At 69.3% G+C, this 24994-nt stretch carries 17 protein-coding genes, 1 tRNA gene and 1 pseudogene; 8 read left to right on the top strand and 11 right to left on the bottom strand.

Annotated features, from left to right (window positions below; all coding sequences use genetic code 11):
• The first annotated feature begins 73 nt into the window (after window positions 1–73).
• Window positions 74–491, top strand: a pseudogene (locus MKK58_RS06530) (winged helix-turn-helix transcriptional regulator).
• A 135-nt stretch (window positions 492–626) separates the two neighbouring features.
• On the opposite strand, the gene glyS reads toward MKK58_RS06530, so the two are convergent.
• The 4 genes from glyS to dps form a co-directional block, all read right to left on the bottom strand.
• A complete protein-coding gene (gene glyS, locus MKK58_RS06525) occupies window positions 627–2720 on the bottom strand; it encodes a glycine--tRNA ligase subunit beta (protein ID WP_409565209.1) in 2094 nt (697 codons plus the stop codon).
• A 108-nt stretch (window positions 2721–2828) separates the two neighbouring features.
• Window positions 2829–3776 (bottom strand): glycine--tRNA ligase subunit alpha, encoded by a 948-nt coding sequence (locus MKK58_RS06520; protein ID WP_243911295.1) that lies wholly within the window; start codon window positions 3774–3776, stop codon window positions 2829–2831.
• Between the two features lie 278 nt (window positions 3777–4054).
• Window positions 4055–4144 (bottom strand) — tRNA-Ser (locus tag MKK58_RS06515).
• 492 nt (window positions 4145–4636) lie between these two features.
• Window positions 4637–5191 carry a DNA starvation/stationary phase protection protein Dps gene (gene dps, locus MKK58_RS06510; RefSeq protein WP_238281582.1) on the bottom strand — a complete coding sequence of 185 codons (555 nt, stop codon included), beginning with the start codon at window positions 5189–5191 and terminating at the stop codon, window positions 4637–4639.
• Window positions 5192–5730: 539 nt separating this feature from the next.
• Here dps and MKK58_RS06505 point away from each other — a divergent pair.
• Both MKK58_RS06505 and MKK58_RS06500 read left to right on the top strand, forming a co-directional pair.
• Window positions 5731–6987: a glycosyltransferase family 4 protein gene (locus tag MKK58_RS06505; RefSeq protein WP_243911294.1), complete on the top strand. Its 1257-nt coding sequence runs from the start codon at window positions 5731–5733 to the stop codon at window positions 6985–6987.
• Window positions 6984–7814: a WecB/TagA/CpsF family glycosyltransferase gene (locus tag MKK58_RS06500; protein WP_243911293.1), complete on the top strand. Its 831-nt coding sequence runs from the start codon at window positions 6984–6986 to the stop codon at window positions 7812–7814. The genes MKK58_RS06505 and MKK58_RS06500 overlap by 4 nt, the downstream gene beginning before the upstream one ends.
• Before the next feature lie 68 nt (window positions 7815–7882).
• Here the strand turns inward: MKK58_RS06500 and MKK58_RS06495 are convergent, their stop codons facing one another.
• From MKK58_RS06495 to MKK58_RS06485, 3 genes are read right to left on the bottom strand one after another with little or no spacing between them, the layout of a single operon-like run.
• Complete coding sequence (locus MKK58_RS06495; protein WP_243911292.1) at window positions 7883–9208, bottom strand: lipopolysaccharide biosynthesis protein; 1326 nt, start codon at window positions 9206–9208, stop codon at window positions 7883–7885.
• On the bottom strand, window positions 9205–10350 hold the full coding sequence (locus MKK58_RS06490) for a glycosyltransferase family 4 protein (RefSeq protein ID WP_243911291.1): 1146 nt from the start codon (window positions 10348–10350) through the stop codon (window positions 9205–9207). The genes MKK58_RS06495 and MKK58_RS06490 overlap by 4 nt, the downstream gene beginning before the upstream one ends.
• Entirely contained in the window at window positions 10347–12341 is a 1995-nt protein-coding gene (locus tag MKK58_RS06485; protein WP_243911290.1) for a right-handed parallel beta-helix repeat-containing protein, read from the bottom strand. Before MKK58_RS06485 ends, MKK58_RS06490 begins: the two co-directional genes overlap by 4 nt.
• A gap of 664 nt (window positions 12342–13005) precedes the next feature.
• Here MKK58_RS06485 and MKK58_RS06480 point away from each other — a divergent pair.
• The 5 genes from MKK58_RS06480 (at window position 13006) to MKK58_RS06460 (ending at window position 19691) form a co-directional block, all read left to right on the top strand.
• Window positions 13006–13830 carry a polysaccharide deacetylase family protein gene (locus MKK58_RS06480; protein WP_243911289.1) on the top strand — a complete coding sequence of 275 codons (825 nt, stop codon included), beginning with the start codon at window positions 13006–13008 and terminating at the stop codon, window positions 13828–13830.
• 82 nt (window positions 13831–13912) lie between these two features.
• Window positions 13913–15037, top strand: coding sequence for a GNAT family N-acetyltransferase (locus MKK58_RS06475; protein WP_243911288.1), 1125 nt, complete (start codon window positions 13913–13915; stop codon window positions 15035–15037).
• A gap of 211 nt (window positions 15038–15248) precedes the next feature.
• Window positions 15249–17405 (top strand): GumC family protein, encoded by a 2157-nt coding sequence (locus MKK58_RS06470; RefSeq protein WP_243911287.1) that lies wholly within the window; start codon window positions 15249–15251, stop codon window positions 17403–17405.
• On the top strand, window positions 17402–18733 hold the full coding sequence (locus tag MKK58_RS26965) for an O-antigen ligase family protein (RefSeq protein ID WP_243911286.1): 1332 nt from the start codon (window positions 17402–17404) through the stop codon (window positions 18731–18733). Before MKK58_RS06470 ends, MKK58_RS26965 begins: the two co-directional genes overlap by 4 nt.
• A 1-nt stretch (window position 18734) precedes the next feature.
• On the top strand, window positions 18735–19691 hold the full coding sequence (locus MKK58_RS06460; RefSeq protein ID WP_243911285.1) for a hypothetical protein: 957 nt from the start codon (window positions 18735–18737) through the stop codon (window positions 19689–19691).
• A 24-nt stretch (window positions 19692–19715) separates the two neighbouring features.
• Here MKK58_RS06460 and MKK58_RS06455 read toward each other — a convergent pair whose 3' ends face one another.
• The 4 genes from MKK58_RS06455 to MKK58_RS06440 all read right to left on the bottom strand — a co-directional run bounded on the left by MKK58_RS06455 (window position 19716) and on the right by MKK58_RS06440 (window position 24982).
• Window positions 19716–20681, bottom strand: coding sequence for a UDP-glucuronic acid decarboxylase family protein (locus MKK58_RS06455; protein WP_243911284.1), 966 nt, complete (start codon window positions 20679–20681; stop codon window positions 19716–19718).
• Window positions 20682–20694: 13 nt separating this feature from the next.
• The gene (locus MKK58_RS06450) at window positions 20695–22056 is read right to left on the bottom strand and encodes a UDP-glucose dehydrogenase family protein (RefSeq protein WP_243911283.1); all 1362 of its coding nucleotides are present in this window, start codon (window positions 22054–22056) and stop codon (window positions 20695–20697) included.
• Between the two features lie 512 nt (window positions 22057–22568).
• Window positions 22569–22778 carry a hypothetical protein gene (locus tag MKK58_RS06445; RefSeq protein ID WP_243911282.1) on the bottom strand — a complete coding sequence of 70 codons (210 nt, stop codon included), beginning with the start codon at window positions 22776–22778 and terminating at the stop codon, window positions 22569–22571.
• A gap of 332 nt (window positions 22779–23110) precedes the next feature.
• Window positions 23111–24982 carry an ABC transporter ATP-binding protein gene (locus MKK58_RS06440; protein WP_243911281.1) on the bottom strand — a complete coding sequence of 624 codons (1872 nt, stop codon included), beginning with the start codon at window positions 24980–24982 and terminating at the stop codon, window positions 23111–23113.
• Window positions 24983–24994: the final 12 nt, after the last annotated feature.

Raw genomic sequence — 24994 nt, 5'->3', positions numbered from 1 at the left:
GTCTATAAAAGAGACCGACAGGCCCCGTAAGGCGGCAGGTTTTCGATCCCTGGTTACCGGCAAGGAACCCGCCATGCGCGATGACGCAGACAGCCGGGATGGTCCAGACCTCGCTGAACGCTTCGCGGCCTGGCAGGATCTCGGTCTCGATCCGCATCGCTGCCCGGTCCGCGACGTGCTGAGTCACGTCGGCGACAAGTGGACCACGCTGATCATCGCGGCGCTCGCCGGCGGCCCGCGCCGGTTCGGGGCCATCCACCGGGTGATCCCGGACATCTCCAAGCGGATGCTGACGCAGACGCTGCGCGACCTGGAGCGCGACGGCCTCGCGACGCGGCGCGTCTTTCCCACGAGCCCACCGAGCGTCGAGTACGCCCTGACGCCGCTGGGGCCGATCGCTCCTCGGTCCGCTCACCGCCCTGGTCGCCTGGGCGGAACGGAACCACGCCGCCATCGACGCGGCCCGGACGCGATTCCGGGCCGAGACCTGAGACGGCTTCCGGCTGATCGCTTCGGTCGTCCTGGTCGAAACGGGCTCCCTCTCCCGTCTGGGAGAGCGAGCACGTCGCGCGCACGCAGACCGAAGCCACCAACACGAAACGGTATGCGCCCCAAAGGACGCCGGTTCAGCCCTCGATGCGGGAGAAGTCCGCGACCGCTCGGGTCGCCGCCCGCAGGGCGTTGAGTAGGGCGAGCCGGTTCTGGCGTAGGGCCGGGTCCTCGGCGTTCACCGTCACGTGCTCGAAGAACGCATCGACGGGGGCGCGCAGGGTCGACAGCGCCTGCATGGCGCCGGCGAAGTCCTCGCGTTCGACCGCCGCCGAGGCCGCCGCGCGGGCGGTGACGAGGGCGTCCGAGAGGTCGCGCTCCTCGGGCTGCCCCTCGGCGGCGAGGGCCGCATCGGGCGCGGCGTCGTAGGCGCGGCCGTCCTTCTTCTCTTCGATGCGCAGGATGTTGGCCGCGCGCTTGTAGCCGGCGAGCAGATTCCGGCCGTCGTCGGTCTCGAGGAACGTGCCCAGCGCCTCGACCCGGCGGACCACCATCAGCAGGTCGTCCTGCCCCGGCAGGGCGAAGACGGCGTCGATGAGGTCGTGGCGGGCGCCCTTGTCGCGCAGGTAGACCTTGAGGCGGTCGGCGAAGAAGGCGAGGAGGCTCGCGGCGTCGCCGTCATTCGCCGTGGCGTCGCCCGCCGCCTCGTCGTCCACGGCACCGTAGTTCCGCAAGCCGTCTGCCGCCGCCTGATAGCCGTCCCGCAGGAGGGACAGCTTGACCGTGTTCTCGATGAGCAGGCGGATCACGCCGAGCGCCGCCCGACGGAGGGCGTAAGGGTCCTTGCTGCCGGTGGGCTTCTCGTCGATGGACCAGAAGCCCACGAGGGTGTCGAACTTGTCGGCGAGGGCCACCGCGACGGCGACCCGGTCGGTGGGTACCCGGTCGGAAGGGCCGACCGGCTTGTAGTGCTCCTCGACCGCCGCCGCGACGCTCTCCGGCTCGCCCTGGAGGCCCGCGTATTTGCGTCCCATCAGCCCCTGAAGCTCGGGGAACTCGCCGACCATCTCGGTGACGAGGTCTGCCTTGGCGAGGGTCGCGGCGCGCTCGGCCAGATCCGGGTCGGCGCCGACCAGCGGCGCGAGTTCGCGGGCGAGCGCCGCGATGCGCTGCACGCGCTGCCCCTGCGTGCCGAGTTTCTCGTGGAACACGATGGCGTCGAGCTTCGGCAGGCGCTCCTCCAGGCGGGTCGCCTTGTCGGTCTCCCAGAAGAACTTGGCGTCGGACAGCCGCGCCCGCACCACGCGCTCGTTGCCGGCGGTGATGGCCGCGCCGCCGTCGCTGGCGATCAGGTTCGAGGTCAGGATGAAGGCCGGCGCCAGGGTTTCGGTGCCGGCATGGCGCAGCACGAAGCACTTCTGGTTGGCCCGGATGGTGGCGCGGATCGCTTCGGCCGGGATGTCCAGGAAGGCGTCGTCGAAGGAGCCCAGCAGTACCACCGGCCACTCGACGAGGCCGGCGACCTCCTCGAGCAGCCCGTCATCCTCCACGAGTTCGAGGCCGCGCGCGAAGGCGAGATCCCGGGCGTCGTGCAGGATGATGTCTTTGCGCCGCTCCACGTCGAGCACGACCTTCGCGCGCTCCAGGGCCTGGACGTAATCGTCGAAGCGCCGGACCTCGATGGGGTCGGGCGCCAGGAAGCGGTGTCCGTAGGTGGTGGTGCCGGCCATGATGCCGTCGACCGCGAACGGCACCACGTCCGGCGTCTCGGTCTCCGGTCCGAAGGTGGCGACGATGGATTGCAGCGGGCGCACCCAGCGCAAAGCGCCCGGCTGGGCCGAGGCCGCGCCCCAGCGCATCGATTTCGGCCATGGGAAGGCACGGATGATCTGCGGCAGGATCTCGGCGAGCACGTCGAGGGTCGGGCGGCCGGGCCGCTCGATCACCGCCACGTAGAACTCGCCCTTCTTCGGGTCCGTGACGATGGTGGCCTCGTCGAGGCTCGCCAGCCCCGCGCTCTTCAGGAAGCCCTGGACCGCGCCCTCCGGCGCCCCGACGCGGGGGCCTTTGCGCTCCTCGCGCACGTCCTGGCCCCGCGGCGGCAGGCCGGCCACGTGCAGCGCCAGCCGGCGCGGCGTCGCGAAGGCCTTGGCACCCTCGTAGAGGAAGCCGCGCTCCACCAGGGCGTCGGTGACGAGCTTGCGCAGATCGTCGGCCGCGCGCCGCTGCATGCGGGCGGGGATCTCTTCGGAGCGCAGTTCGAGGAGGAGGTCGGGCATGGCGGGAGCGTCCGGAGAGGAATGTACGAGGAGGCGGTGCGCGTTCGGGGCGGGGGCCGGTCAGGCCGCCCCACCGCCCGCGGTCCGCAGGTAGGCCGCCCCGCAGGCCTTCGCGAGTTCCCGCACCCGCAGGATGTAGCTCTGACGCTCGGTCACCGAGATGACGCCTCGGGCGTCGAGCAGATTGAAGACGTGGCTCGCCTTGATGCACTGGTCGTAGGCCGGCTGGGCCATCCGGTGCCGGCCGGTCTCGTCCGCCGGGGCGCCGGCATCGAGGTAGGTCCGGCAGGCCTTCTCGGCGTCGGTGAACTGGCGGAACAGCATCGCGGTGTCGGCCGCCTCGAAGTTGTGGCGCGAGTATTCCTGCTCGGACTGGAGGAAGACGTCGCCGTAGGTGACGCGCTCCGCGCCCGTGCCGCCGTTGAAGCTCAGGTCGTAGACGTTCTCGACGCCCTGGACGTACATCGCCAGGCGCTCCAGGCCGTAGGTGAGCTCGCCCGCGACAGGCGCGCACTCGAAGCCCGCGACCTGCTGAAAGTAGGTGAACTGGCTCACCTCCATGCCGTCGCACCAGCATTCCCAACCCAGGCCCCAGGCGCCGAGGGTCGGGCTCTCCCAATCGTCCTCCACGAAGCGGATGTCGTGCAGCGCCAGGTCGACGCCGATGGCGGCGAGGGAGGCGAGGTAGAGCTCCTGGAGGTTCGGCGGGTTCGGCTTCAGGATGACCTGGAACTGGTAATAGTGCTGCAGCCGGTTCGGGTTCTCGCCGTAGCGGCCGTCCTTGGGGCGGCGGGAGGGCTGCACGTAGGCGGCCTTCCAGGGCTTGGGGCCGAGCGCCCGCAGGGTGGTGGCCGGGTGGAAGGTGCCGGCGCCGACTTCCATGTCGTAGGGCTGCAGAATCACGCAGCCCTGGGCCGCCCAGAAGCGCTGCAGAGTGAGGATCAGGCCCTGGAACGAGGTTTGGGGCGCGAGATCCACGGCGCTCGCGATCGGGGTGTCGCTCGACATGGGGCTTCCGGTCCGTGAAGGGGCGGCCAGCGTTTAAGAGGCCGGTCCCAGGTGTCAAGCGAGGCGCGTGCGCTGCAGTTGGCCGACGGCGTCCGACGGATATCACCGTCGTCGAACGTCCGGTGAGGGCCGGACGGAACGACCGGATCGTAGGGATCACCGGGAAGCCGATCGCCGGGACGCCCGGATCGGATGCTGCCGGACAGTGCCCACGAAGGACTTAGGACGCACCGCGCTGGTGCGTTGCGGAGTCGTTACTGCTGAAGCGAAAAATCGAATGGCGGAGAGGGGGGGATTCGAACCCCCGATGCCCTTGCAGGCATGCCGCATTTCGAGTGCGGTGCATTCAACCGCTCTGCCACCTCTCCGCGAAGGCGCCTCGATGAGACGGAGGCTCCGTAACACGAGTTCTCTTGCCGCGACAAGCGCACAAACACCAGAAAGCTTGGCGGCCTCGCGTCCCGGAACGACGGCAGCCCGTGCTGCGGCTTCGGAGGAGACAGGCAATGGGCGTCTCAGGGTGAGGCCGGATCACCGGCCGCGGACCCATGCCGGCGGTCCGCGCGCCAAGCGCAACCCGGCACATCCGACGAGACCATGCGCGGCAGATGCGACCATCCCCGCAACGACGAACCGGCGGCATCACCATGCAGGACTTAAACCCTGTGGCGAGTGGAACGCGCGGGCGAAGGCATCGCGGCTTAGGCCGTCTTCGACGACATCCCCACTACCCTCGGCACCACGCATCCTCCTTTTGCCTGTCCGCGGCGGGTGGTCGGCCATGCGGGATACGTCTCAAACGAAAAGGGAGGCGCCCTGCGGCGCCTCCCTTCGAGAGATCCGTTGATGGTCGGTGGACTTCAGCGCTGCCCGGCGTGGTCGCCGTCGCGCAACGTGCCGGTCGGCTCCTGCACGTGAGCCTCGAGGAACCAGAGTTGCTTGTCGACGCCCCGTGAGACCTCGGTGAGGAGGTCGGCCGTCCCGGCATCCCCGGCCTCGTCGGTCTCGTCGATGTTCTGGCGGACGGCGTTGGCATAGACGCCGTAGCGGTCGATCAGCGCCGCGAGGTGGTCTGCGATCGCATAGGCGTCGAGGGGGTAGGGCTTCAGCTGCGAGGCGGAGGCCACCGCCTGCGCGGTGCCGCGGGCCGTGCCGCCGAGCTGGGTGATGCGCTCCGCGACCTTGTCGTTGTAGTCGTCCAACTCCGTGCGGAAGCCGTCGAGCATCTCGTGGATGCCGATGAACTGGGGACCCTTGAGGTTCCAGTGCGCCTGCTTGACGTCGAGCGCGAGATCGATGCCGTCGGACAGACGGGCGTTCAACACGTCGATCGAGACCTTCTTGGCGTTCGACTTCGTTCCGTTCTGTGTCTCGTGGAGACGCTGGTTACCGGCCTGAGCCTTGGAATCAGCCATTCGTGTCGTCCTCCGGTTTCGACGAAGCGGCAGCCGGCCTTCCAACCCCTCGGCGGATGCGGTGCGCGACTTCGATGTCTATGAACCTGGTCTCGGGCTGGCGGCGGCGTACGTCGTCTGCCCGAGCGCTCAGGCATAGAACGGCGTCGTCGGGTGTGTGTTCCTATCCATGCGGATCACACATGGCACCTGCCTGTGGCACGCGCGGTCGGGGCGAACAGACGCGCACCGCATGCCGACTGCACCGGCAGTTCCCAAGTTTCCGACGACCACCTACCGTATTGGTGAGAGAAGCGTAAATCCGAATGTCAATGGATCGCGGATGGCGCCGAGCGAATTTTAAGACCTGCGTGGCTAGATCGCCCGAACGGTGACCCGGAGCGGTGCCCGGACATGCAGGGCCGACGCCTCGGCTCTCTGTCCGAGCGGTCTCGGTACGCGTTGATCTGGGCAAGGCATGGTCCGTTCAGGACGACCCTCGACATGTTGCGATGACAGAGACAGCTTCGATGCCGCTCCGCCTCTCGGAAGATTCTCTGATGAGGGAAGACGCCGGGTCGCGCGACGCTTTCCGATCCGGCGCGGACTCCGTCTCGGTACGGGACGGCACCGTGGCGCCCCTGCGCATCCTCGTGGTGCACAACCGCTATCAGGTCCGCGGCGGCGAGGACGCAGTGGTGGAGCAGGAAGTGGCGAGCCTGCGCCGGGCGGGCCAGAGCGTCGAGACCCTGTTCCTGGACAATGACGGCATCCGCACGGCCGCCGACAAGCTGAGGGCCGCCTGGGAGGCGGCCTACGCCCCGCGCGGAATCGCCGCCGTGCTCGATGCCGTGCGGGCCTTTCGACCCGACGTGGTGCACGCCCACAACGTCTTCCCCAGGATCTCGCCCGGCATGCACGCCGCCGTGCGGGCCACGGGCACCGCGACGGTGCAGACGCTCCACAATTTTCGCGTCACCTGTGCGAACGGCATCCTGATGCGCGATGCGCGCCCCTGCGAGGATTGCGTGGGCGGCTCGCCCTACCAGGCCGTCCGCCACGCCTGCTACCGGGGCTCGCGCCTCGGTTCCCTGGCGGTGGCGCGGATGATCGACGTGCATCGCCGCGCCGGCACCTGGACCCGGGACGTCGATCGCTTCATCGCGCTGACCGATTTCGCACGCTCCCGCTTCGTCGCGGCCGGGCTTCCCGGGGATCGGATCCGGATCAAGCCCAACGGCCTCGCCGATCCGGGCGCGGGGCCGGACGGCCCGCGCGCCGGCATCCTGTATGTCGGGCGGCTCGGACCGGAGAAGGGCGTGGCCCCCCTGGTGGAGGCCGCAGGCCGGACGCGTGCGCCGCTCACCATCATCGGCGACGGCCCCCTGGTGGACCTCGTACGCGGGGTGCCGAACCTGACCTATCTCGGACCCCGAGACCGAGAGGGCGTTCGCGCGGCGATGCGCGCGGCCCAGGCCGTGGTCGTGCCCTCGCTCTGCTACGAGGGCCTGCCCATGGTGATCGCGGAAGCGTTCAGCGTCGGCACGCCCGTCATCGTGTCGCGGATCGGCGCGCTGCCCGATCTCGTGGGCGAAGGCGTGACCGGCCTGCATGCCGCGCCCGGCGACCCGGACGCCCTCGCGCGCGCCTTCGACCGGATCATCGATGCACCGGAGGAGGCCCGCGCCATGGGCCGCGCGGGTCGCGGTGTCTACGAGCGCGAGTGGACCGAAGCCTCCGTCACCGCCCGTGCCCTTCCGATCTACCGCGAGGCGATCGCCGCCCGTGCCAGCAGCCACCAGCGAGAGGCGCCATGATCCTGTCCGCATCCGAACCCTTTCCGCAGACGACAGGGCGCCATGCCTGGGGGCACGATCCCGAGGTCGCGCACTACGCCCTCGGCGGCGTTCCGGTCTCGGTCACTGACATGACCGGCCTGGTGGATGCGATGCGGCGGCGGCTCCGACGCGGACCCGGTACACCCGGCACCTTCGTGGTCTTCCGCGATGCGCACGGGATCGTACGGGCTCAGGACGATCCCGACGTGATGGCGGCCCACCACGCCGCGCTTCTGGTCTGCGCGGACGGGCGCCCCCTCGCCTGGATCGGGCGCCTGCGCGGACACGCGAGGATCGCCCAGGTTCCGGGCATCGAATCCGTGGAGACCGTGTGCCGGGCCGGCCTCGCGGAGGGCTGGAGGCACTTCTTCCTGGGAGGTGGACCGGGGGTCGCCGAGGCGCTGGCCCACGAGATGGCGCGGCGCGCGCCGGGCCTGGCGATCGCCGGGCACGAGACCCTGCCCTACCGCCCCCTCACCGAGCCGGAGTCCGAGGCCCTGCACCAGCGCATCCGCGGGGCGGGCACGCAGGTCCTGTGGATCGGTCTGAGCACGCCCAAGCAGGAACTGTTCATGCACCGCCACGCGCCGTTCCTGCCCAGCACGATCGCCATGGGCGTCGGCGCGGCCTTCGACGTGAACCTGAACACGATTCCGCGGGCGCCGGCCGCCATGACGCGGCTCGGCCTCGAATGGCTGTATCGGCTGATCCGGGAGCCGCGCCGCCTGGGCCGACGCTACGCCACCGTGGTCCCCCGCTTCCTCGCCATCGTGGCGCGCGATCGCGGGAGTTCCGGCAAGCCGTAGAACACCGATCGGACGCGCATGAGGGGGCCGCCCACGCGAGGGCGCGCCCCCCTTTTTTTCCGTTCGTGTCAGGCCGACGCGGCGGTCGGACGATCGAGACCGGGCCGCAGCCGCCAGACCTGGAACAGGATGACGGCCGTCGAGACGCAGTGACCGAGGATCGCCGCGGCGGCCGCGCCTTCGAGGCCGAAGGTATGGATCAGCGGGTAGATCGCCGTCACGGTGATCACGGCGCTGGTCAGGAAGGCGAAGAAGACGCCTTGGGTGTTGCCCGTCGTGCGCAGGTAGAGGACCCCGATCTCCCGGCACATCGTCACGGGCGGACCCAGCGCCATGATGGCGGCGACGCGTCCGAAGCTCGCGAAGCCCTGGCCCATGAGCCAGCCGAGGATCGATGCCCCGTAGAGGCCGACGATCAGGCAGACGGCGACGATCGGGATTTCCATCAGGACGAGCACGCGCAGGAGATAGCGGGCCAGGGCGGCCCGTCCGCCCGCCTGCAACCGGTTGGTGGCCTGGCGGGGGACGATGTTCTCGAGGCTCATCATCAGAACGAGCAGGGGGCCGAACAGCACCTGCACGGCGCGCAGGGCCGCCGAGGCGTCCTGGTCGATCAGCGATCCCGCCAGGATCGTGACGATCTGCTCGTGGGCCGCCGAGACGAAGATGACGAGGACGAGCCAGCGTCCGAGCACCCAATGGTGACGGCCGACGGTGCGCCGGAGGCTGCCCCGCGTGCGGCTCCTGAGCGCGATGAGAAAGGCCGGGAACGAGGCCAGCATCGCTGACAATCCCCCGCAGGCGAGCAGGATCGGCGTGTCCACCCCGTAAATCAGCCAGACCAGGGCGAGCAGGGCGATGAAGACGAGGTGGCGCGCCAGTTCGTAGGCGAAACCCGCCCGGGACCATCCGCGGGCGAAGGCCAGCCGCTTGGCGTTGTCATGCACGATGTAGCCGGCGGCGTAGACGAGGCTCGCGAGCGGCAGCGCCCAGGCGCCGCTTCCCGTCGGCCGCTCAATGAGGGCGGCGGTATAGATTGCGACCGCGGCGCCGACCAGGAGCGAGACCACGATCGCCGCACGCGCCACGGTGCCGAAATAGTCGGCGGACCGGGTCCGGCGCCCGGCCACGATCATCATCGGTCCGGCGACGAGCTGGTACTGCAGCACGCCGAGGAGCGCGACGCCGGCATGAACCAGGGCGTAGATGCCGAAATCCGCGACGCCGAGCAGGCGGGCCGCCACCACGGAAACGACGAGGCTCATGCCGCTCGACAGGGCCTGCACGCCCGCCGACCAGATCCAGGGGTCCGACCACAGCCGCATGGCCAGGGTGCGCACGATCGTCCCCGGAAAGCCGGACCGGGCCGGGGAGACCATCGACAGATGAATCATTCCGCCCGTCCGAGACTCGCGCCCAGCGCGCCGGATGGCGTCCCGCCGGACCGGTCGGTGACGTAGTCGAAGGACGCCAGGAAGCCGGCGGTCATGGCGTCGATCGAGAAGGTCCGGGTCGCCGCGACCGCGGAAGCGTGGGCGCCTTGCCACGCCGCGCGGTCGTCGAGGTACCGCTCGGCCGCGTCGGCCCAGGCTGCCACGGCGAGCGGGAGGACCTGCCCTGTGCCGCTCGGGCCCACCAGTTCCAGGGCGGATTGCGCGTGCACCGAGGCGATCACGGGCGTGCCGCACTGGATGGCTTCGTTCGCCACGAGCCCCCAGGGATCCCCGCGCGACGGAAACAGGAAGACCTTCGCGGACGCATAGGCCTCGGCCAGAGCCTCCTGGCTCAGGAATCCGTCGAACCGGGCCTCCACGCCAACTGCCCGAAGGCGTTCAGCCAGGGCGTCGCGCAAGGGACCGTCGCCGGCGACACGGACCGTGAGGCGGCGTCCCCGCGCCACGAGGGCGTCGACCACGTCGGCGAAGAACAGGGCGCCCTTGCGATCGTCGTCGAGGTGGCCGCAGAACAGGAGATCGAACGGGCGCGCGTCGAAGTCTGGGGGCGAGCCGACGAAATCCCAGCCGGGGGCGATCGGCGAGAGGAAGGACGCCTCGGGCGCGAGGCCGTAGGCCTGGAGGAGCGCGAGACTGCCCCGGCTCGCCCCGACCCCGGCCGCGCAGAGCGGCACGATGGCGCGCCGCGCAAGGCGGTGGATCCGAGAGTGCCGCCCCGGATCGGTCTCGGGCTGCCCGTCGGTCGAGATGATCACGGGGATGCGGCGCGCGCGGGCGGCTGCGCAGGCCATCATCATCGTCGGCGAGAAATCGCTGAGGACGACCACGTCGTAGCGCGTCCCCAGCAGGGCCGGCACGATGCCCGGATTGAGGTAGATGTGGCTGACGTAGGAGCGGTGCAGGCGCAGGCCCGCCAGGGCCGCGCGGCGGTAGTGCCGGGCCGGCTCGATGATCCAGTGCCGGTCCGGCTCCGTCTCGCTGCAGGCGAAAACCGAGAGGTCGCCGCCCAGGCCCTGACCCATCCGCTCGAAGAGCCGGTGGGTATAGGGGGTGACGATGTTGGTGAGGAGAGCGACTTTCATGGAGATCCGTCGCGTGTGAGAAGATGGCCGGCCCGTCGTTTGAGGGTGGCAATTCGGGAGAGGATCGCGGCGCGGTCGAACGCATCGAGCGCGTGCGGGATGGTTCGATCCGTCGCGAGGATGGGTTCGAGGGCGGCGAGCGTCGGCGCCCGCGCGGCCTCCGGCGCCTCGAGGGTCCGGTTGGCCCCGACCGTCTGCAGGCGCGGATCGGCACCGGCCTCGATCTGCGGCGCGCCACTCGACACGAGAAGATTGTCGCGAAAGACGTTGCGCTTGGCGGCCAGGGGCCGGTCCGACAGAAGGCCAGCCAACAGAGGATAGCGCGTCGACCATGGCGGCCGGGTCGCCAGTACCGAATCGAAGGCCGCGCGCACCGTGTTGGCCGAGCTCGTGATCGGCGGACCCGCCCAGACTTCGCCCCGCCCATCAAGGAAGAACGCGGGCGGGGACCCCACGAAGGTGTTGCCCATCACGGTGTTGTCCCGGCCGCCCCCGATGAAAACCGGCTGGTCGACACGGAGAAACAGGTTGCCGGTGATGCTCAAACCGCTCGCCATGTCATCGAGATAGATTCCTTTCACCTCGAACCCAGGTTCGGGGCGGATGTCGTGAAGAAAATTTCCACTCAGACGCGTGCCCTGAGCGGTGATATCGCGCCCCGTATAGATCGCAGATGCATCCGACGATTCCCTAACGACATCGTAAATCTCATTGCGTGCGATTTCGTGATCGTTGCCCTGGAACAGGATGGCGAGGTGCGGCGCGTGCGCGACGAGGTTACCGGTAACCCGCATGCCGACGCCATCCACCGAGACCGCCGCCTTGTAGGTCCGTCCGAGGCGGCTGAACCGGACGAGGACGCTGTCCTCGACGAAGTTGCCGCCCGGAACGAGGCGCGCCCGGTCGCCGCCAGTGAGGGTGACCCCGCCCTCGCCGGTCTCGGCCACCACGGAGCGCCGAAGGCCCGAGCGGACCGCGTCCGTGATCACGAGACCGCGACCGCCGGTCCAGCGCAGGGTGCAATCCTCCAGGACGACATCGTCGCCCCCCGTCACCACGACGGCGTCGCCGCGCGTGCGCTCCAGGGTGAGCCCCTCGAGGCGGACGTGACTGGCCCCGTCGATCGCGATCAGGCCCGAAGCGACGGAGACCTCGATCGGCCCGGCCGAGTCCTGGCGCGGAATCAGGAGGACGAGGCCACGCTTCGTGTCGCGCCACCATTCGCCCGGTGCGTCGAGCTCCGCCAGGGCGTTCTCGACGTAGAAGCGGTCCTTCGGCCGCAGGGGGTAATGCGGCGTGCCGAGCAGCGCGAGGCGGTTCGCGGCGGGGGGCAGGGCCAGCGCCGGCAGCGTCTCGAAGGACCAGTCCTGGCCGAGATACCCGGCGATCCAGAGGTCGCCCTCGTCGCGCCAGCGGGCCGCGCGCCCTTCCGGGAGGAGGATCGTGGGGTCCGTGGCCTCTGCGCCCTTAGGCGGCTCGTCTGGCAGAGCGAGGTGTGCCCAGCCGGCATTCGGCCAGCGGGCGGGCATCAGCGCGCCCTGCGCGTCGAAGATCTCCAGACCGAGGGGGGGCGACGGCACCGGGTGGATGCGGTGCACGTTGATGCTGGGCTCGTCGGCGGCGGCGCGCGGCAGGCGATAGCTGCGCACGCGGCTGCGCTGCTGCGGATCGACACCGCCCGGCAGGGGTTCATCGACCGGCGCCAGGGGAACGCTGCCGACGATCCGGGTGCTTCCGTCCGCGGCCCCGCGCAGGACCAGGGGCTGACCGGGGAGCCCGCCCAAGCCCTTCTCGATCCGGACCGGCTCCGCGAGACGATGGACCCCGCCGGCGAACGCGATCAGGGCGCCCCCCTCTCCGTCACGCCCCGCCCGTCGCCGTTGCCGAAGGACGTCGAGGGCCTCCTCGAGCGTCGCGACCACGATCTCCCGCCCCGCCGTCGTAGCGGAGCGGCTCACGCCGGGATCGACCCGAATCTGGAATCCGGGCATGCGCGAGTCGGTCGCGCCCTTCGCGTCACGGGCGAACTGGAGCGCCGCGCCTGCGAGCAGGCCGATCGCAACCAGACAGGCCGGCCGAACCCGATGCCGGCGAAGGGCATCGCGGCCAGGGGTCGAAGTGCTAGCCTGAGGCAGCGTCATGAGCTTCATTCTCGAAGGCGCGCGGACGGTCCGAATGGATGACGAGCCGCATGTTCGATGACCGCAATGCAGGCGGAATGCCGGACCCTGTCGCCACAAGATGGCACGGTCATGTTCGGGATTGAGCCAAGAATGGACCACGCAAACGTCAATATAACGGATTTCGAGACAGATAGGTTTCTGTCGGTGAACAAGAATATATTGGTAACCATATGCCATTTTTCGAAGGCCACGCGAGCGTTCCTTTACCCTCTCGGTCTATGGTCGGCCTTGTTCCGGTCCGTCACCCACGGAGGTATCGGCTGTGGACGACGTCGGACCGGTCCGAGGCGCATCGTGGCCCGTCCCGTTCCGGGTTCCTGGTTGCTTATCGACGGAGCGCTCGATCGCGATGCAGATCCTCCACGGCACGGTGTGGACAGAGGCAGAGGCCCAGCGCGACCGGCCTCCCGCGATCCACGCCCATTCTTCCATGTCTGACCCGTCCCCTGCTTACGCGACGTCGGCCTCGGCAATGACGCCGCCGGCCGGCCTGTCCGACCGGGTCAAGCGCCTGATCCTGCGCGGGATCATGGATCGTGTCCGGCCCCTGGCCTACGAGCGGACCGCCGACACGGTCCGTTGCCTGACCTTCCACTACCTGTTCCCGCAGGAGCGCGAGCACGCGACCCGCCTCTTCGCGGCCCTGAAGCGCGAGGGCGACTTCATCACCACGGCGGAGCTGGCTTCGCTCCTCGACGGATCGTCGCGCCGGCGGGGACGCCTGTTCCACCTCTCCGTCGACGACGGTTTCGAGAACATCGCGAGCCAGGCGCATCCCGTCCTGCGCGGAGCCGGCATCCCCTACGCCCTGATGGTCTGCCCCGCATTCATCGAGAAGCCGGCCGGTGCCTGCGAGGCGTTCCGGCGCAACGCCCGCTACGCCAAGCCACTGCCGCTCGCCGACTGGGAAACCCTGGCGCGCCTCGCACGCGAGAACGTCGAGATCGGCGCGCACACCCTGACGCACCGCGAGGTCTCGCGCCTGCCCGAAGACGAACTCGACGCCGAGATCGCGGGCTGCCGCGCGGCGGTCGAGGCACGGCTGCCGGGGGAATGCACCAGCTTCGCCTGGCCGTTCGGACGCACCACCGCGATGAGCGAGCGGGCCCTCGCACGGGCTACCGCCAGCGGATACCGCGCCATCTTCTCGAGCGTGCGCGGGTCTCTCCAGGCCGGCGAGGGTATGCCCCGCTACCTGCCGCGCCACCATTTCGAGCCGGGCTGGCCAATCAGCACGGTCGTCTACTACGCCACCCGTGCCGAGCCGCGGTTCGTGCCGCCGGCCCTCGCCGCCTAATGCCGACACGATGGCCGCAAATGTCCAGGACCGCGTTCGCGACCGGGCCGAAGCTCGGGACGGGAAGACCGGAAAGATCGAGATGAGTGGGTCCCTCGCCATGGCACGATCCGCCCCGGACGCGACGCCGTCGCCGGTCGAGCGCCCGCTCGGCCCGTCGGGCCGCCGGGTCCTGACCGCAGCGGACTATGTCGCCGCCGATGGGGCCTTGCGCCTCCGGACCGACGAGGCGTCGCGATACGCCGATGCGGCGCCCTGCACGCTCTTCACCCAACCGGCCTGGCTGCGCGCCTACGAGGCCGGCGCGCTCCTCATCGTCGAGGCGCAGCCCGGGCGGGACGCGCCGCGCCTCGTCTTCACCCGTGCGAAGGGTGGCCTGATCCATCAGGGACGCCTTGCCCGCATCGACGAGACGATGGTCTCGACACTGGCGGACCGGCTCATGGCGAAGGCCGGCGCGGGCTTCGTCGTCTTCGAGGATGTCGAACTCGCCACCCCCCTCCCCCGGGGACCGCGGCGGTTCGTGTTCCATTACCAGAACAACTGGCGCCTGCCCCTGTCGGACAGCGCGGCGCAGGTACCGCCCAAGGTCGTCGCCAACACCAAGCGCTGTCTGCGCAACCTCGCGCGCGACAACCCGGGCGTGGCGATCCGCTTCGAGGCCGGCCCGCAGCGGAGCGTTCTCGACGCGATCACCGCGTTCGGCCGCATCCGGATCGAGGGGCAGGGCCGGCGCTACGGCATCGACGACAGCGAGACCGTGCGCCTCACGGCGGTGGCGTCCAAGGTCGGACATGCCTCGATCCTGACGATGGGCGATACGATCCTGGCCGCCGACCTCATCTGCCTTTCGGGGGATCAGGCCTATTTCCTGACCCATGGGTACGATCCCGGCTATCCGACGAGCAGCCTGGGCAAGATCACGCTCATCAACTCGATCGAGGCCTGCCGGGCGCGGGGAATCGTGGATTTCAACCTGATGTGGGGAGACATGCCCTACAAAGCTCAGGTCGGCGCCACCTGCATCCCGCTCCAGACGGTGGTGACGCGCCGTTCTCGGCTCGGACTCATCAGGCCGGGCCAACTGGCGACCGTGCTTCACTTCGCCCGGCTCGACCTCAAGCGGCGCCTCCGGCCAGCGATCCATCGGCTCCGAGCCAGGATCGCCGAGCGTCGGGCTGCGGCGGTCCGGGGCAGCGGACGATGAGATACCCCATCCCCGAGGATCGCTTCGCCGCGAGGGGCCGGAACGCGGCTGAGTCCCTGGCTCACGCCATGCAGACCGGAGGAAACGGCGCGGATCCCGCCGGGCGACCGCCCAGATTTCGGAACAAATGCGTTCCAAAGCGGGACACGACCTCGGCGCAGATGCCGGAATACGGGATGACGGGTTCGGGGAGGCCAGGCCGGTGCAGCTGATGAAGAGCGTTGAAGTCGCCGACCTCTCCCGCGTCCTGATGGCACGCCCGGATCCGGCGCACGCCGTCGAGCCCGTGCCGGTGGCCGGTGCCGCCAAGACCATCACCCTCCGGCACCTCGGCGCCATCCTGCGCCGCCGGATCGGCTGGCTGATCCTGACCGTCCTCCTCGCCCTCGGCATCGGCCTCGCCGTCGTCGCCACGAGCACGCCGCGCTTCGTCGCGACCGCGCAGATCATCATCGATCCGCGCGGCCTGAAGGTCCTCGACACCGAGGTGCAGCCGTCGGCCCAATCCGCCGACGCCGTGACGAACCTCGTCGAGAGCGAGATGCGGGTGCTGAAGGCGACCGACCTGCTGGAACACGTGGTGGACAAGCTCCGCCTCACCGAGGACCCGGAATTCAACGGTACCAAATCCTCGCTCGTCGGCGACGCCATCGGCGCGGTGAAGGGCGTCTTCACCGCTTTCCTCGGCACTCGTGAGAAGGCGGCGCCGGACCTAAAGGCCCGCGCCGTCGCGGTCCTCAGCGACCGTCTCGCCATCCGCCGGATCGAGCGCAGCTTCGTCGTCGAGATCACGATGACGAGCGCGGATGCCCGCAAGAGCGCCCTCGTGGCGAACACGGTGGTCGACAGCTACATCACGGAAAGCGCCGAGGCGCAGGCCGATCTGGCGCGCAATTCCAGCGCGTCGATCGATGGGAACATCAAGCAGATGCAAGCCCGCGTCCGCGCGGCCGAGGACGCGGTCGAGGCATTCAAGGTCTCGAACAAGCTCGTCAATGCGGGCGGGCGCCTCCTGAGCGACCAGCAACTCGCCGAACTCAACTCCCAGCTCGGCCGCGCCCGCACGCAGGTGGCGGAAGCTCAGGCGCGCGTCGACGGCTTGTCGAAGATCAATCGCGGCCAGGGCAGCCTGGAAAGCCTGGATTCCTCCACGATCACGGCTCTCCGGGTGCAGATGGCCGAGGTCAAGCGGCGCTATGCCAGCCTCGAGAACAAGCTCGGGCCTCGGCACCCCGACCTCGTGGATCTGCGCCGCGAGGTGCAGGAAGCGCAGACGAGCATCAACCAGGAGATCGATCGCCTCGCCCAGGCGGCCCGCAGCGACCTCGCCCGAGCCCGCGAGACGGAGCGGCTCTACACCCGCGAGATCGAGGCCCAGAGCCGGACGGCGAATTCGGCGAGCAACGCCTTCGTCCAGTTGCGGGAACTGGAGCGCAAGGCCGAGGCCAGCCGGTCGGTCTACAATTCCGCCCTGGTCAGGAGCCGGCAGTTGCAGGAGCAGGCGCTGCTGAACTCCACCAATATCCGGAAGGTCGCCCCCGCCGTAGCGCCGGAGCGGTCCTCGAACCCGCCCGCCTCCCTGATCCTGGCTCTCGCCGCGATGGCGGGTCTGATCGTCGGCGCGGGCGGCCTCACGGCTCTCGACCTGATGGCGGGCAAGGTCGGCTCCCGGAACGACCTCGAACAGGCCTCGCGGCTGCGCATCCTCGGGTCCGTTCCGGTGGCGACAAGGGCGGTCCATCCCGGAAGCGCCAACCTCTACCGCACGGATGCCCGGCCGTGGCTCGAGCTGATCGACCGGCTCGGCGTCGGGCGCCCTGGCGGACCACGCTCGATCGGCGTGTCGTCCACGGAGGCCAACGACATGTCCGGCCTCGTGGCGCTGGATCTGGCACGGGCCGCGGCCAGCATCGGCGCGAAGGTGCTCCTCATCGATGCCGCCATCGGCGCCCGCGGCCTGACCGCCTTCCTCGGGCTCGACGCGGCCGTCGGGCTCGGGGCCTGCAGCGCGGGACGGATCAGCATCGAGGAGGCCGTCTGGCCGATCCGCGAGGATGGTATCGGATTCCTGCCCGCCGACGCGACCGCGGCCAACGACCTGCGACGCATCGGCGGCCCGGGCCTTTCCGGCCTCGTGCGCCAGGCGCTCGTCGACTACGCCCTCGTGGTTCTGGATTTCGGGTCGGCGCCCGGTGAATCCCTCGCCCTCGTCGCCGCTGCGGCCGATGCCGGCCTGCTCGTGGTGGAGAACGAGCGCGGCCGCAAGGCGAATGTCCAGGAAGCGGTCGGCCTCTGCGAAGCGGCGAGGCTCTCCCTCTCCGGCATGGTCCTGGCACGGACGGTGAGCCCGACGGGGACGCGCGCGTGAACGCCGTGACCGCCTCGCTGCAGAGCGGAGCCCTCCCCGTGCCGGGCCGCGCGGCGGATCGCTGGCGCGTCGCCCGCATGGCCTTCGCGATCCTCGCGATGTTCCTCGCGTCGACCGCGTTCTACAACTTCTCGTTCCAGCCCCGCGCCCCCAAGGAAGCCGGCCTCGTGGGCAACGACGATTCCCGCGCGGACATCGTCAACATGCTCGGCTGGATCCTCCTCTACGCGATTTCGGGGCTCGTGGTGCTGCGCAGCCTCTGGCGGCAGGGCCTGGAACCGCGCTTCGCGCTCCTCATTCCGTTCGCCCTCTACGTCCTCGCCTCGGCGACCTGGGCCTACCAGCCCGCCCAGGCCTTCGTCTTCTGCGTGATGCTGGTCGCCAACATCGTCATCGCCGACGCCCTCGCGACGCAGGTGCATCCGGACGTCCTGCTCGGCGCCCTGGCGCGGGTGGTGGTTCCGTGCATCGCCTTCTCCCTCGTCCTCCTCGCGATCATCCCCGAGCTGGTCACGACCGAGCCGGATCGGCCGGGACTGCTCACGGCGGGCGAGTTCAGCGGCGTCTTCAGCCACAAGATCCACATGGGCATCAACGCCGCCTCGGCATTCCTGGTGCTGCTCTTCCAGCCGCGCTCGTTCTCGAAATCCCCGGTCTGGCGCTGGATCGGCCTCGCGCTCTGCGCGATTGCCCTCGTCCTGGCCAACTCGGCCTCCGCCATCCTCGCCCTGGCGGTCTCGGTGGCAATGATCACGACGGCGCGCGCCGCACCGCGCCTGCGCGGAGCCGTGTTCTTCGTCGTCGGGATGGCAACGCTGCTGATCTCCGTCCTGCTGCCGCACATCGATGTGGGCGCGGTCACCGAACTGTTCGGGCGCTCCTCAAACCTCACGGGGCGCGGCGACTTCTGGGCCCTCGCTCCGGGCTACATCGCCAAGCATCCCTGGATCGGCTACGGCTACGGTGGCTTCTTCCAGCGCGATCCCTACTCGCAGGTGTGGGACCTGTGGTCCTACTTCGAGTTCTTCTTCACGCCGAACTTCCACAACAGCGCCCTCGATGTGCTCATCGTGCTCGGCTACCTCGGTCTTGCGGCCTACATCGTCATTCTGATCATGGGCCTGAGGGTCAGCGCCAACCGGTCGCTCGGATCGTCGGCGGACATCCTCGGCTGCATCCTGATCCTGTTCACGGCCTCCTCCGCGACCGACTTCCAGTTCATGCGGCACAACTGCCTCGCCACGATCCTGCTCTTCTACGCCTTCCTGGTCGGCGGCCGGGTCTACGGACCGCGTCGGGCGGCGGATGGTCCACGCGTCGGAGCCTGAGATGCCAAGCCGCTACGGGTTCTACGGGCTGCTCTACCTCGACGCGGCAACCAGCGGCGGCGTCAACCTCGCGCGGCGGGCCGACGCGATCGACACCTACCTGCGCTGCGCTGCGACCTGCCACGCCTCCTTCGCGGCCCAGGACGAAGCGTTCTCGCTGATTACCAACGATGCCGCCCTCGTCCGGGCCCGGCTCGACGCACTCGGGTGCGGGACGATCGGGGTGGTGGAAATCCCGTTCCAGGCCGTGGTTCCCCCCGGAACGCCCTTCTACGCGGCGCACTTCAAGCTCGACGTTCTCAGGGCCTTCGCCCGCGGCGATCTCGAAGCCCATGTCGGGCTCGTGGACATCGACTGCGTTCTGCAGCGCCCGCTCGCCCTCTCCGACGCCCTCTCGGTCTACGAGATCTCCGAGCAGATCTACCCGGCCTACGGGATCGCCCGCGTCCGGGCGGACCTCGAGCGCATCGCAGGAATCGCGGTGGAGCGACCGCTTTGGTTCGGCGGCGAGTTCATCGCAGGTCCGAGCGAACGGTTTCGGACGCTCACGCAGGCCATCGACGCCTGCCTCCCGCGCTACGTCGGTGCCCTCGACGCCCTGCACCACGTGGGTGACGAGATGGTGGTCACGGCCGCGATCCACCGAGCCATGGCGGACGGCCTCGCCGTGGACGACCTCGGCAGCGGCAATCCGGAGCGCGGCGCGCAGATCGTGCGCTGGTGGTCGAGCCGGACTTACCACCGGCAGGTTTCCTTCACCGACGCCGCGACCTGCGCGATCCTGCACCTGCCGTCCGACAAGGGCTTCCTCGCCGCCCAGGTCGGCAAGGCCCCGGACCCGGGCCGCTTCCTGCGCGACTACGAGGCGATGTTCCGCCGCAAGCGCCGCGGCCTGCGGGTGCAGCGGCTGCTCGACCGCATGCTGCGCCGCCCCGACCGTCGCGTCGCGGAGATCTGACGGGACGGTACGCCCTCTGTACGATCAGCCGTGATCGGTCTCGACGAGAAAGCGTTCGAAGTACGCGATAGTCTTGCCCAGGCCCTCGCTGAGGGAAACGGTCGGTTCCCACGCGAGGAGCGCCCTGGCCTTGGCGATATCGGGCCGGCGCTGGCGCGGGTCGTCGGGGGGAAGCGGCCGGTGGACGATGCGCGAGCGTGAGCCGGTCAGCGCGATCACGAGGTCTGCGAGTTGGCGGATCGAGAACTCGCCCGGATTGCCGAGGTTGATCGGCCCCGTGACCTCGGGGCCGGTCGCCATCAGACGCAGGAAGCCCTCGATGAGATCGTCGACGTAGCAGAAGGCGCGCGTCTGCGATCCGTCGCCGTAGAGCGTGATGTCGGCGTTGCGCAGGGCCTGCAGCACGATGTTCGAGACGACGCGCCCGTCATTGGGATGCATGCGCGGCCCGTAGGTGTTGAAGATCCGCGCCACCTTGATCGGGATGTGGTGCTGTCGGTGATAGTCGAAGAACAGCGTCTCGGCGCAGCGCTTGCCCTCGTCGTAGCAGGAGCGGTAGCCGATCGGGTTCACCCGGCCCCAGTATTCCTCCGGCTGGGGATGGATTTCGGGGTCGCCGTAGACCTCGCTCGTGGACGCCTGGAAGATCTTCACCTTGAGGCGTTTTGCTAGCCCCAGCATGTTGATCGCGCCGATGACGCTGGTCTTGGCGGTCTGCACGGGGTCGAACTGGTAATGCACCGGCGAGGCCGGACAGGCGAGATTGTAGATCTCGTCGACCTCGACGTAGAGCGGGAAGGTCACGTCGTGACGCATGAACTCGAAGCGCGCGTCGCCCAGCAGCCGGGCGATGTTCCGGCGGCTTCCGGTGAAGAGGTTGTCGACGCACAGCACCTCGTGCCCCTGCTCCAGCAGGCGCTCGCAGAGGTGGGAGCCGAGGAAGCCGGCGCCACCCGTGACGAGGATCTTCTTGGTGTCGCCGTAACGCATGTCGGATGTCGGCCTAATCGCGTCGGATGATCGGCCGGTCGCGATCGGGATCGGCGTCCACCGGCACGGCGCGGGACTGGCCGATGCCGGTGTAGCGGAAGCCCCGGCGGCGTACGTCCTCGGCGGTGTAGACGTTGCGCAGGTCGACCATGACGGGTGCTGCCATGAGGGTTGCGAGGCGGGCGAAGTCGAGGGCGCGGAAGGCGTTCCACTCGGTGACGATGACCACGGCGTCGGCGCCGTGCGCGCAGTCGTAGGCGTCGCTGGCGTAGGTCACGTCGGACAGGAGGGGCTGCGCCGCCTCCATGCCCTCCGGGTCGTAGGCCCGGATCCGCGCGCCCCCGTCCTGCAGGCCGGTGATGATCGAGAGGGCGGGCGCGTCGCGCATGTCGTCGGTGTTGGGCTTGAACGTCAGGCCCAGGATCGCGATCGTCTTGCCCCGCACCGAGCCCCCGCAGGCCAGGATCACCTTGCGGGCCATGGCGCGCTTGCGCTGGTCGTTGACCGAGACCACCGTCTCCACGAGCCGCACCGGGGTGCCCGCATCCTGGGCCGTCTTGACGAGCGCCAGGGTGTCCTTGGGAAAGCACGAGCCGCCGTAGCCCGGGCCCGCGTGCAGGAACTTGGCGCCGATGCGGTTGTCGAGACCGATGCCGCGGGCGACCTGCTGGACGTTGGCGCCCACCTGCTCGCACAGGTCCGCCATCTCGTTGATGAAGGTGATCTTGGTGGCCAGGAACGCGTTGGCGGCGTACTTGGTCAGCTCGGCCGTGCGCCGGTCGGTGTAGAGGATCGGCGCGGCGTTGAGGTAGAGCGGGCGGTAGACCTCGCCCATCACCGCCGCCCCGCGTGGGTCCTCGGCGCCGATGACGATGCGGTCGGGCCGCTTGAAGTCCTCGATGGCCGCGCCCTCGCGCAGGAACTCGGGGTTGGACACCACCGCCACCTCCGCCCCCGGGTTGGTCTCGCGGATGATGCGCTCGACCTCGTCGCCGGTGCCCACCGGCACGGTAGACTTGGTGACCACCACGGTGAAGCCGGTCAGGGCCGCGGCGATCTCGCGGGCGGCGGCAAAGACGTAAGTGAGGTCGGCAAAGCCGTCGCCGCGGCGCGAGGGCGTGCCCACCGCGATGAACACCGCCTCGGCCTCCGCCACCGCCGGGGCCAGATCGGTGGCGAAGCTCAGCCGCTCCTGGCGCACGTTCTCCGCCACCAGGGCGTCGAGCCCCGGCTCGTAGATCGGCATGCGCCCGGCCTGCAGCGCCGCGATCTTTTCCGGATCCTTGTCGACGCACACCACGCTGTGCCCGAAACCCGCCAGACACGTCCCGGAGACGAGACCCACGTAGCCCGCGCCAACCATCGCAATCCGCATGACGACCCTTTCCGGGCCGGGGCGTGCGCCCGACCCCACGTCCTCGCACCCACGGGAATCGGCCGCCCCGGATGCCAGGTTCCCTTAGGACGTTTGGCGGGGTTGTGCCACGGCATCCCAGCAGTCTCGCCGAATCGCGACGTTGCAACGACACCGGCAATGCTTTGCCAACGACGGATTTACTCAGGGCATTCGTCGCGCGCGTCCGGAACAGACCTTGACTGGATCGCCCGGAGCATCCCCGACATCGGACTTATCCCCTGTCGGCTTTCAGAGCCGACCCGGCATGTGACCCAGTCGATGTCGCGCGCTCGGCGGGGCGGGTGACCGAAGCGTGATCTCGATCCCGCAGGTGGCGGGAGCCGGTGCGGAGGTACGCACCCGGTGACATCGCCACCCCTATCGACCGGCGCCTGCCACATGATCCCAGACATGCGTCGGGCCGCCACGCGAGCCGAAGGTTCGCGCAGCGGCCCGAAAAGCCGACAGCTTCGCTCGAGGGCGGGTGTTCGTCACACCGTCGGGTAAGAGAACACGCCGACCGAGGCGTGGAAGGGGACGTGCTCGCGGGCGCGACGCTGGCGGGCCTTCTCAAGGAGCTTGGCGCTTAGGCGGTCGCCGCCGATATCGGCGAACTGCCGGTCGGTGAGCTCGGAGATTTCGCGCACGGAGGCGTTCTCGCGCAGGGAGGCAGCGAAATGCTGAAGGATGGACTGGACCATGGTGTGAACTCCGGATCTGGGGTGCGGCCAGGCTCTGCGGCCCGGCGCCATGACCCGGATGTAGGCTCTGCTGCGCTGCACCAGGAGCGCCGATCGAAAGGGGCTGCCATGCAGTTTGAGCATGAAATGAGCATATCTGCTGAAGACTTATGCAGAGCTCCACTAAGATATTGAGAATAAATGCGAAAATTGGCTACAACGTCAGGCCGACGTTATGCTTCTGGATAGCGGAACGGCAGAACGCCGCCCCCTCGTGTGCGTCGCAGCACGTCGAATCCGGGCGGCGTTTCCGATTGCGACACCTTTGCGTGCTTCGCGCCCCCCGAGCGGCCCTACTCGGCGGCGTTCTCGTAGATGGCGGTATCGGCGGCATCGCCCAGGAAACCGCCCGACTGGCGTGTCCAGAGCCGAGCATAGAGGCCACCGCCGGCGATCAGTTCGGCATGGGTGCCCTCCTCGATGACCCGGCCGGCATCGAGGACGATCAGGCGGTCGAGGGCCGCGATGGTCGAGAGGCGATGCGCGATGGCCAGCACCGTCTTGCCCTCCATCAGGGTGTCGAGGCTCTCCTGGATCGCGGCCTCCACTTGGCTGTCGAGGGCCGAGGTCGCCTCGTCCAGGATGAGGATCGGCGCGTCCTTGAGGATGACCCGCGCGATGGCGATGCGCTGGCGCTGGCCGCCTGAGAGCTTCACGCCGCGCTCGCCGACCTGGGCGTCGTAGCCGGTGCGCCCCTTGTGGTCGACGAGGTCGCGGATGAACGTGTCGGCCTGTGCGAGGCGGGCGGCGCGCTCGACGTCGGCGATGGTGGCGTCGGGGCGGCCATACGCGATGTTGTCGCGGATCGAGCGATGCAGCAGCGAGGTGTCCTGGGTCACCATCGCGATGGCACTGCGCAGCGACCCCTGCGTGACCCCGGCGATGTCCTGGCCATCCACGAGGATGCGGCCGCTCTCCAGGTCGTGCAGGCGCAGCAGCAGTGCGGTGATCGTGGTCTTGCCGGCGCCGCTCACGCCGACGAGACCGACCTTCTCGCCAGCGCGGATGTGGAGGTTCAGGCCCTCGATGATCGAGGTATCGTCGCGGCCGTAGTGGAAGCCGACGTTCTCGAAGCGGATGTCGCCGCCCGAGATCGCCAGTGTCCCGGCATCGGCCCGGTCGGTAATGGCGTGCGGACGGGCGATCGTCTGCATGCTCTCCTGGATGACGCCGACATTCTCGAAGATGCCCCGCACGGTCTGCATCACCCAGCCCGACATCGCCATGAGGCGCAGGACCAGGGCGAGGCCGGCCGAGGCCTCGCCTGTGGTCATCCCGCCGCGCTGCCACAGGATCACGCAGACGCTGGCGGTGGACAGGATCAGCAGGCTGTTGAGGAGGCCGAGCAGGGTGGTTGTGCTGCTCACCAGCCGGAACTGATGGAGATAGGCTTTCGTATGCACATCCACGGCATCGCGCACCGCCGCGCGCTCCTCGCGGTCGCGGGCGAAGAGCTTGACCGTGAGAATATTCGTGTAGCTGTCGACGATCCGCCCGATCAGGGCCGAGCGGGTGTCGGCGGTCAGCAGCGACCGGAACCGGGCGCGCGGCACGAACCAGCGCGTCAGGGCGGCATAGGCCGCGATCCAGACCACCACCGGCAGGGCGAGCCAGAGGGAGATCGAGCCGAACAAGCCGACCGCCGTAACCGCATAGATCGCGACGTAGAGCAGGGTGTCGATGAACACCACGGCGAGTTCGCGCACCGCCGGGCCGACCTGCACGACCCTGTTGGCGAGGCGCCCGGCGAAATCCGCCTGGAAGTACGAGAGAGAGTGGCCGAGGGTGTAGAGGTGCGTGCGCCAGCGGATCTGGTTCGTCGCCTGCGGCACGATCAGCTGGTTCGACAGGATCTCGTGCAGCCAGATCGTGATGGGCCGCACCACCAGCAGAAGGCCGGCCGCCAGCATCAGGCCGGTGCCGTGCTCCTGCCACAGGGTGGCGCGGTCGGCCTTGTTCAGGAGATCGATGAACCAGCCCATGAGCAGGTAGAGCGAGGCCTCCACCGACCCGGCCAAGATCGCCACAACGAACAGGATCGCGAGCGCGCCGCGGATCGGCCGCAGATAGAAGCCCGCGAAGCCGAGAACGGATTTCGGCGGCATGCGGCCGTCGTCGAACGGCGCGAAGGTGTCGATCCGGCGCTCGAGCCAATCGAGAAACATGAGAACATCCGG

The sequence above is a fragment of the Methylobacterium sp. J-078 genome, from assembly GCF_022829285.1.
In the GTDB taxonomy this organism is placed as follows: Bacteria; Pseudomonadota; Alphaproteobacteria; order Rhizobiales; family Beijerinckiaceae; genus Methylobacterium.
This window is presented reverse-complemented; position numbering and strand designations above follow the sequence as displayed.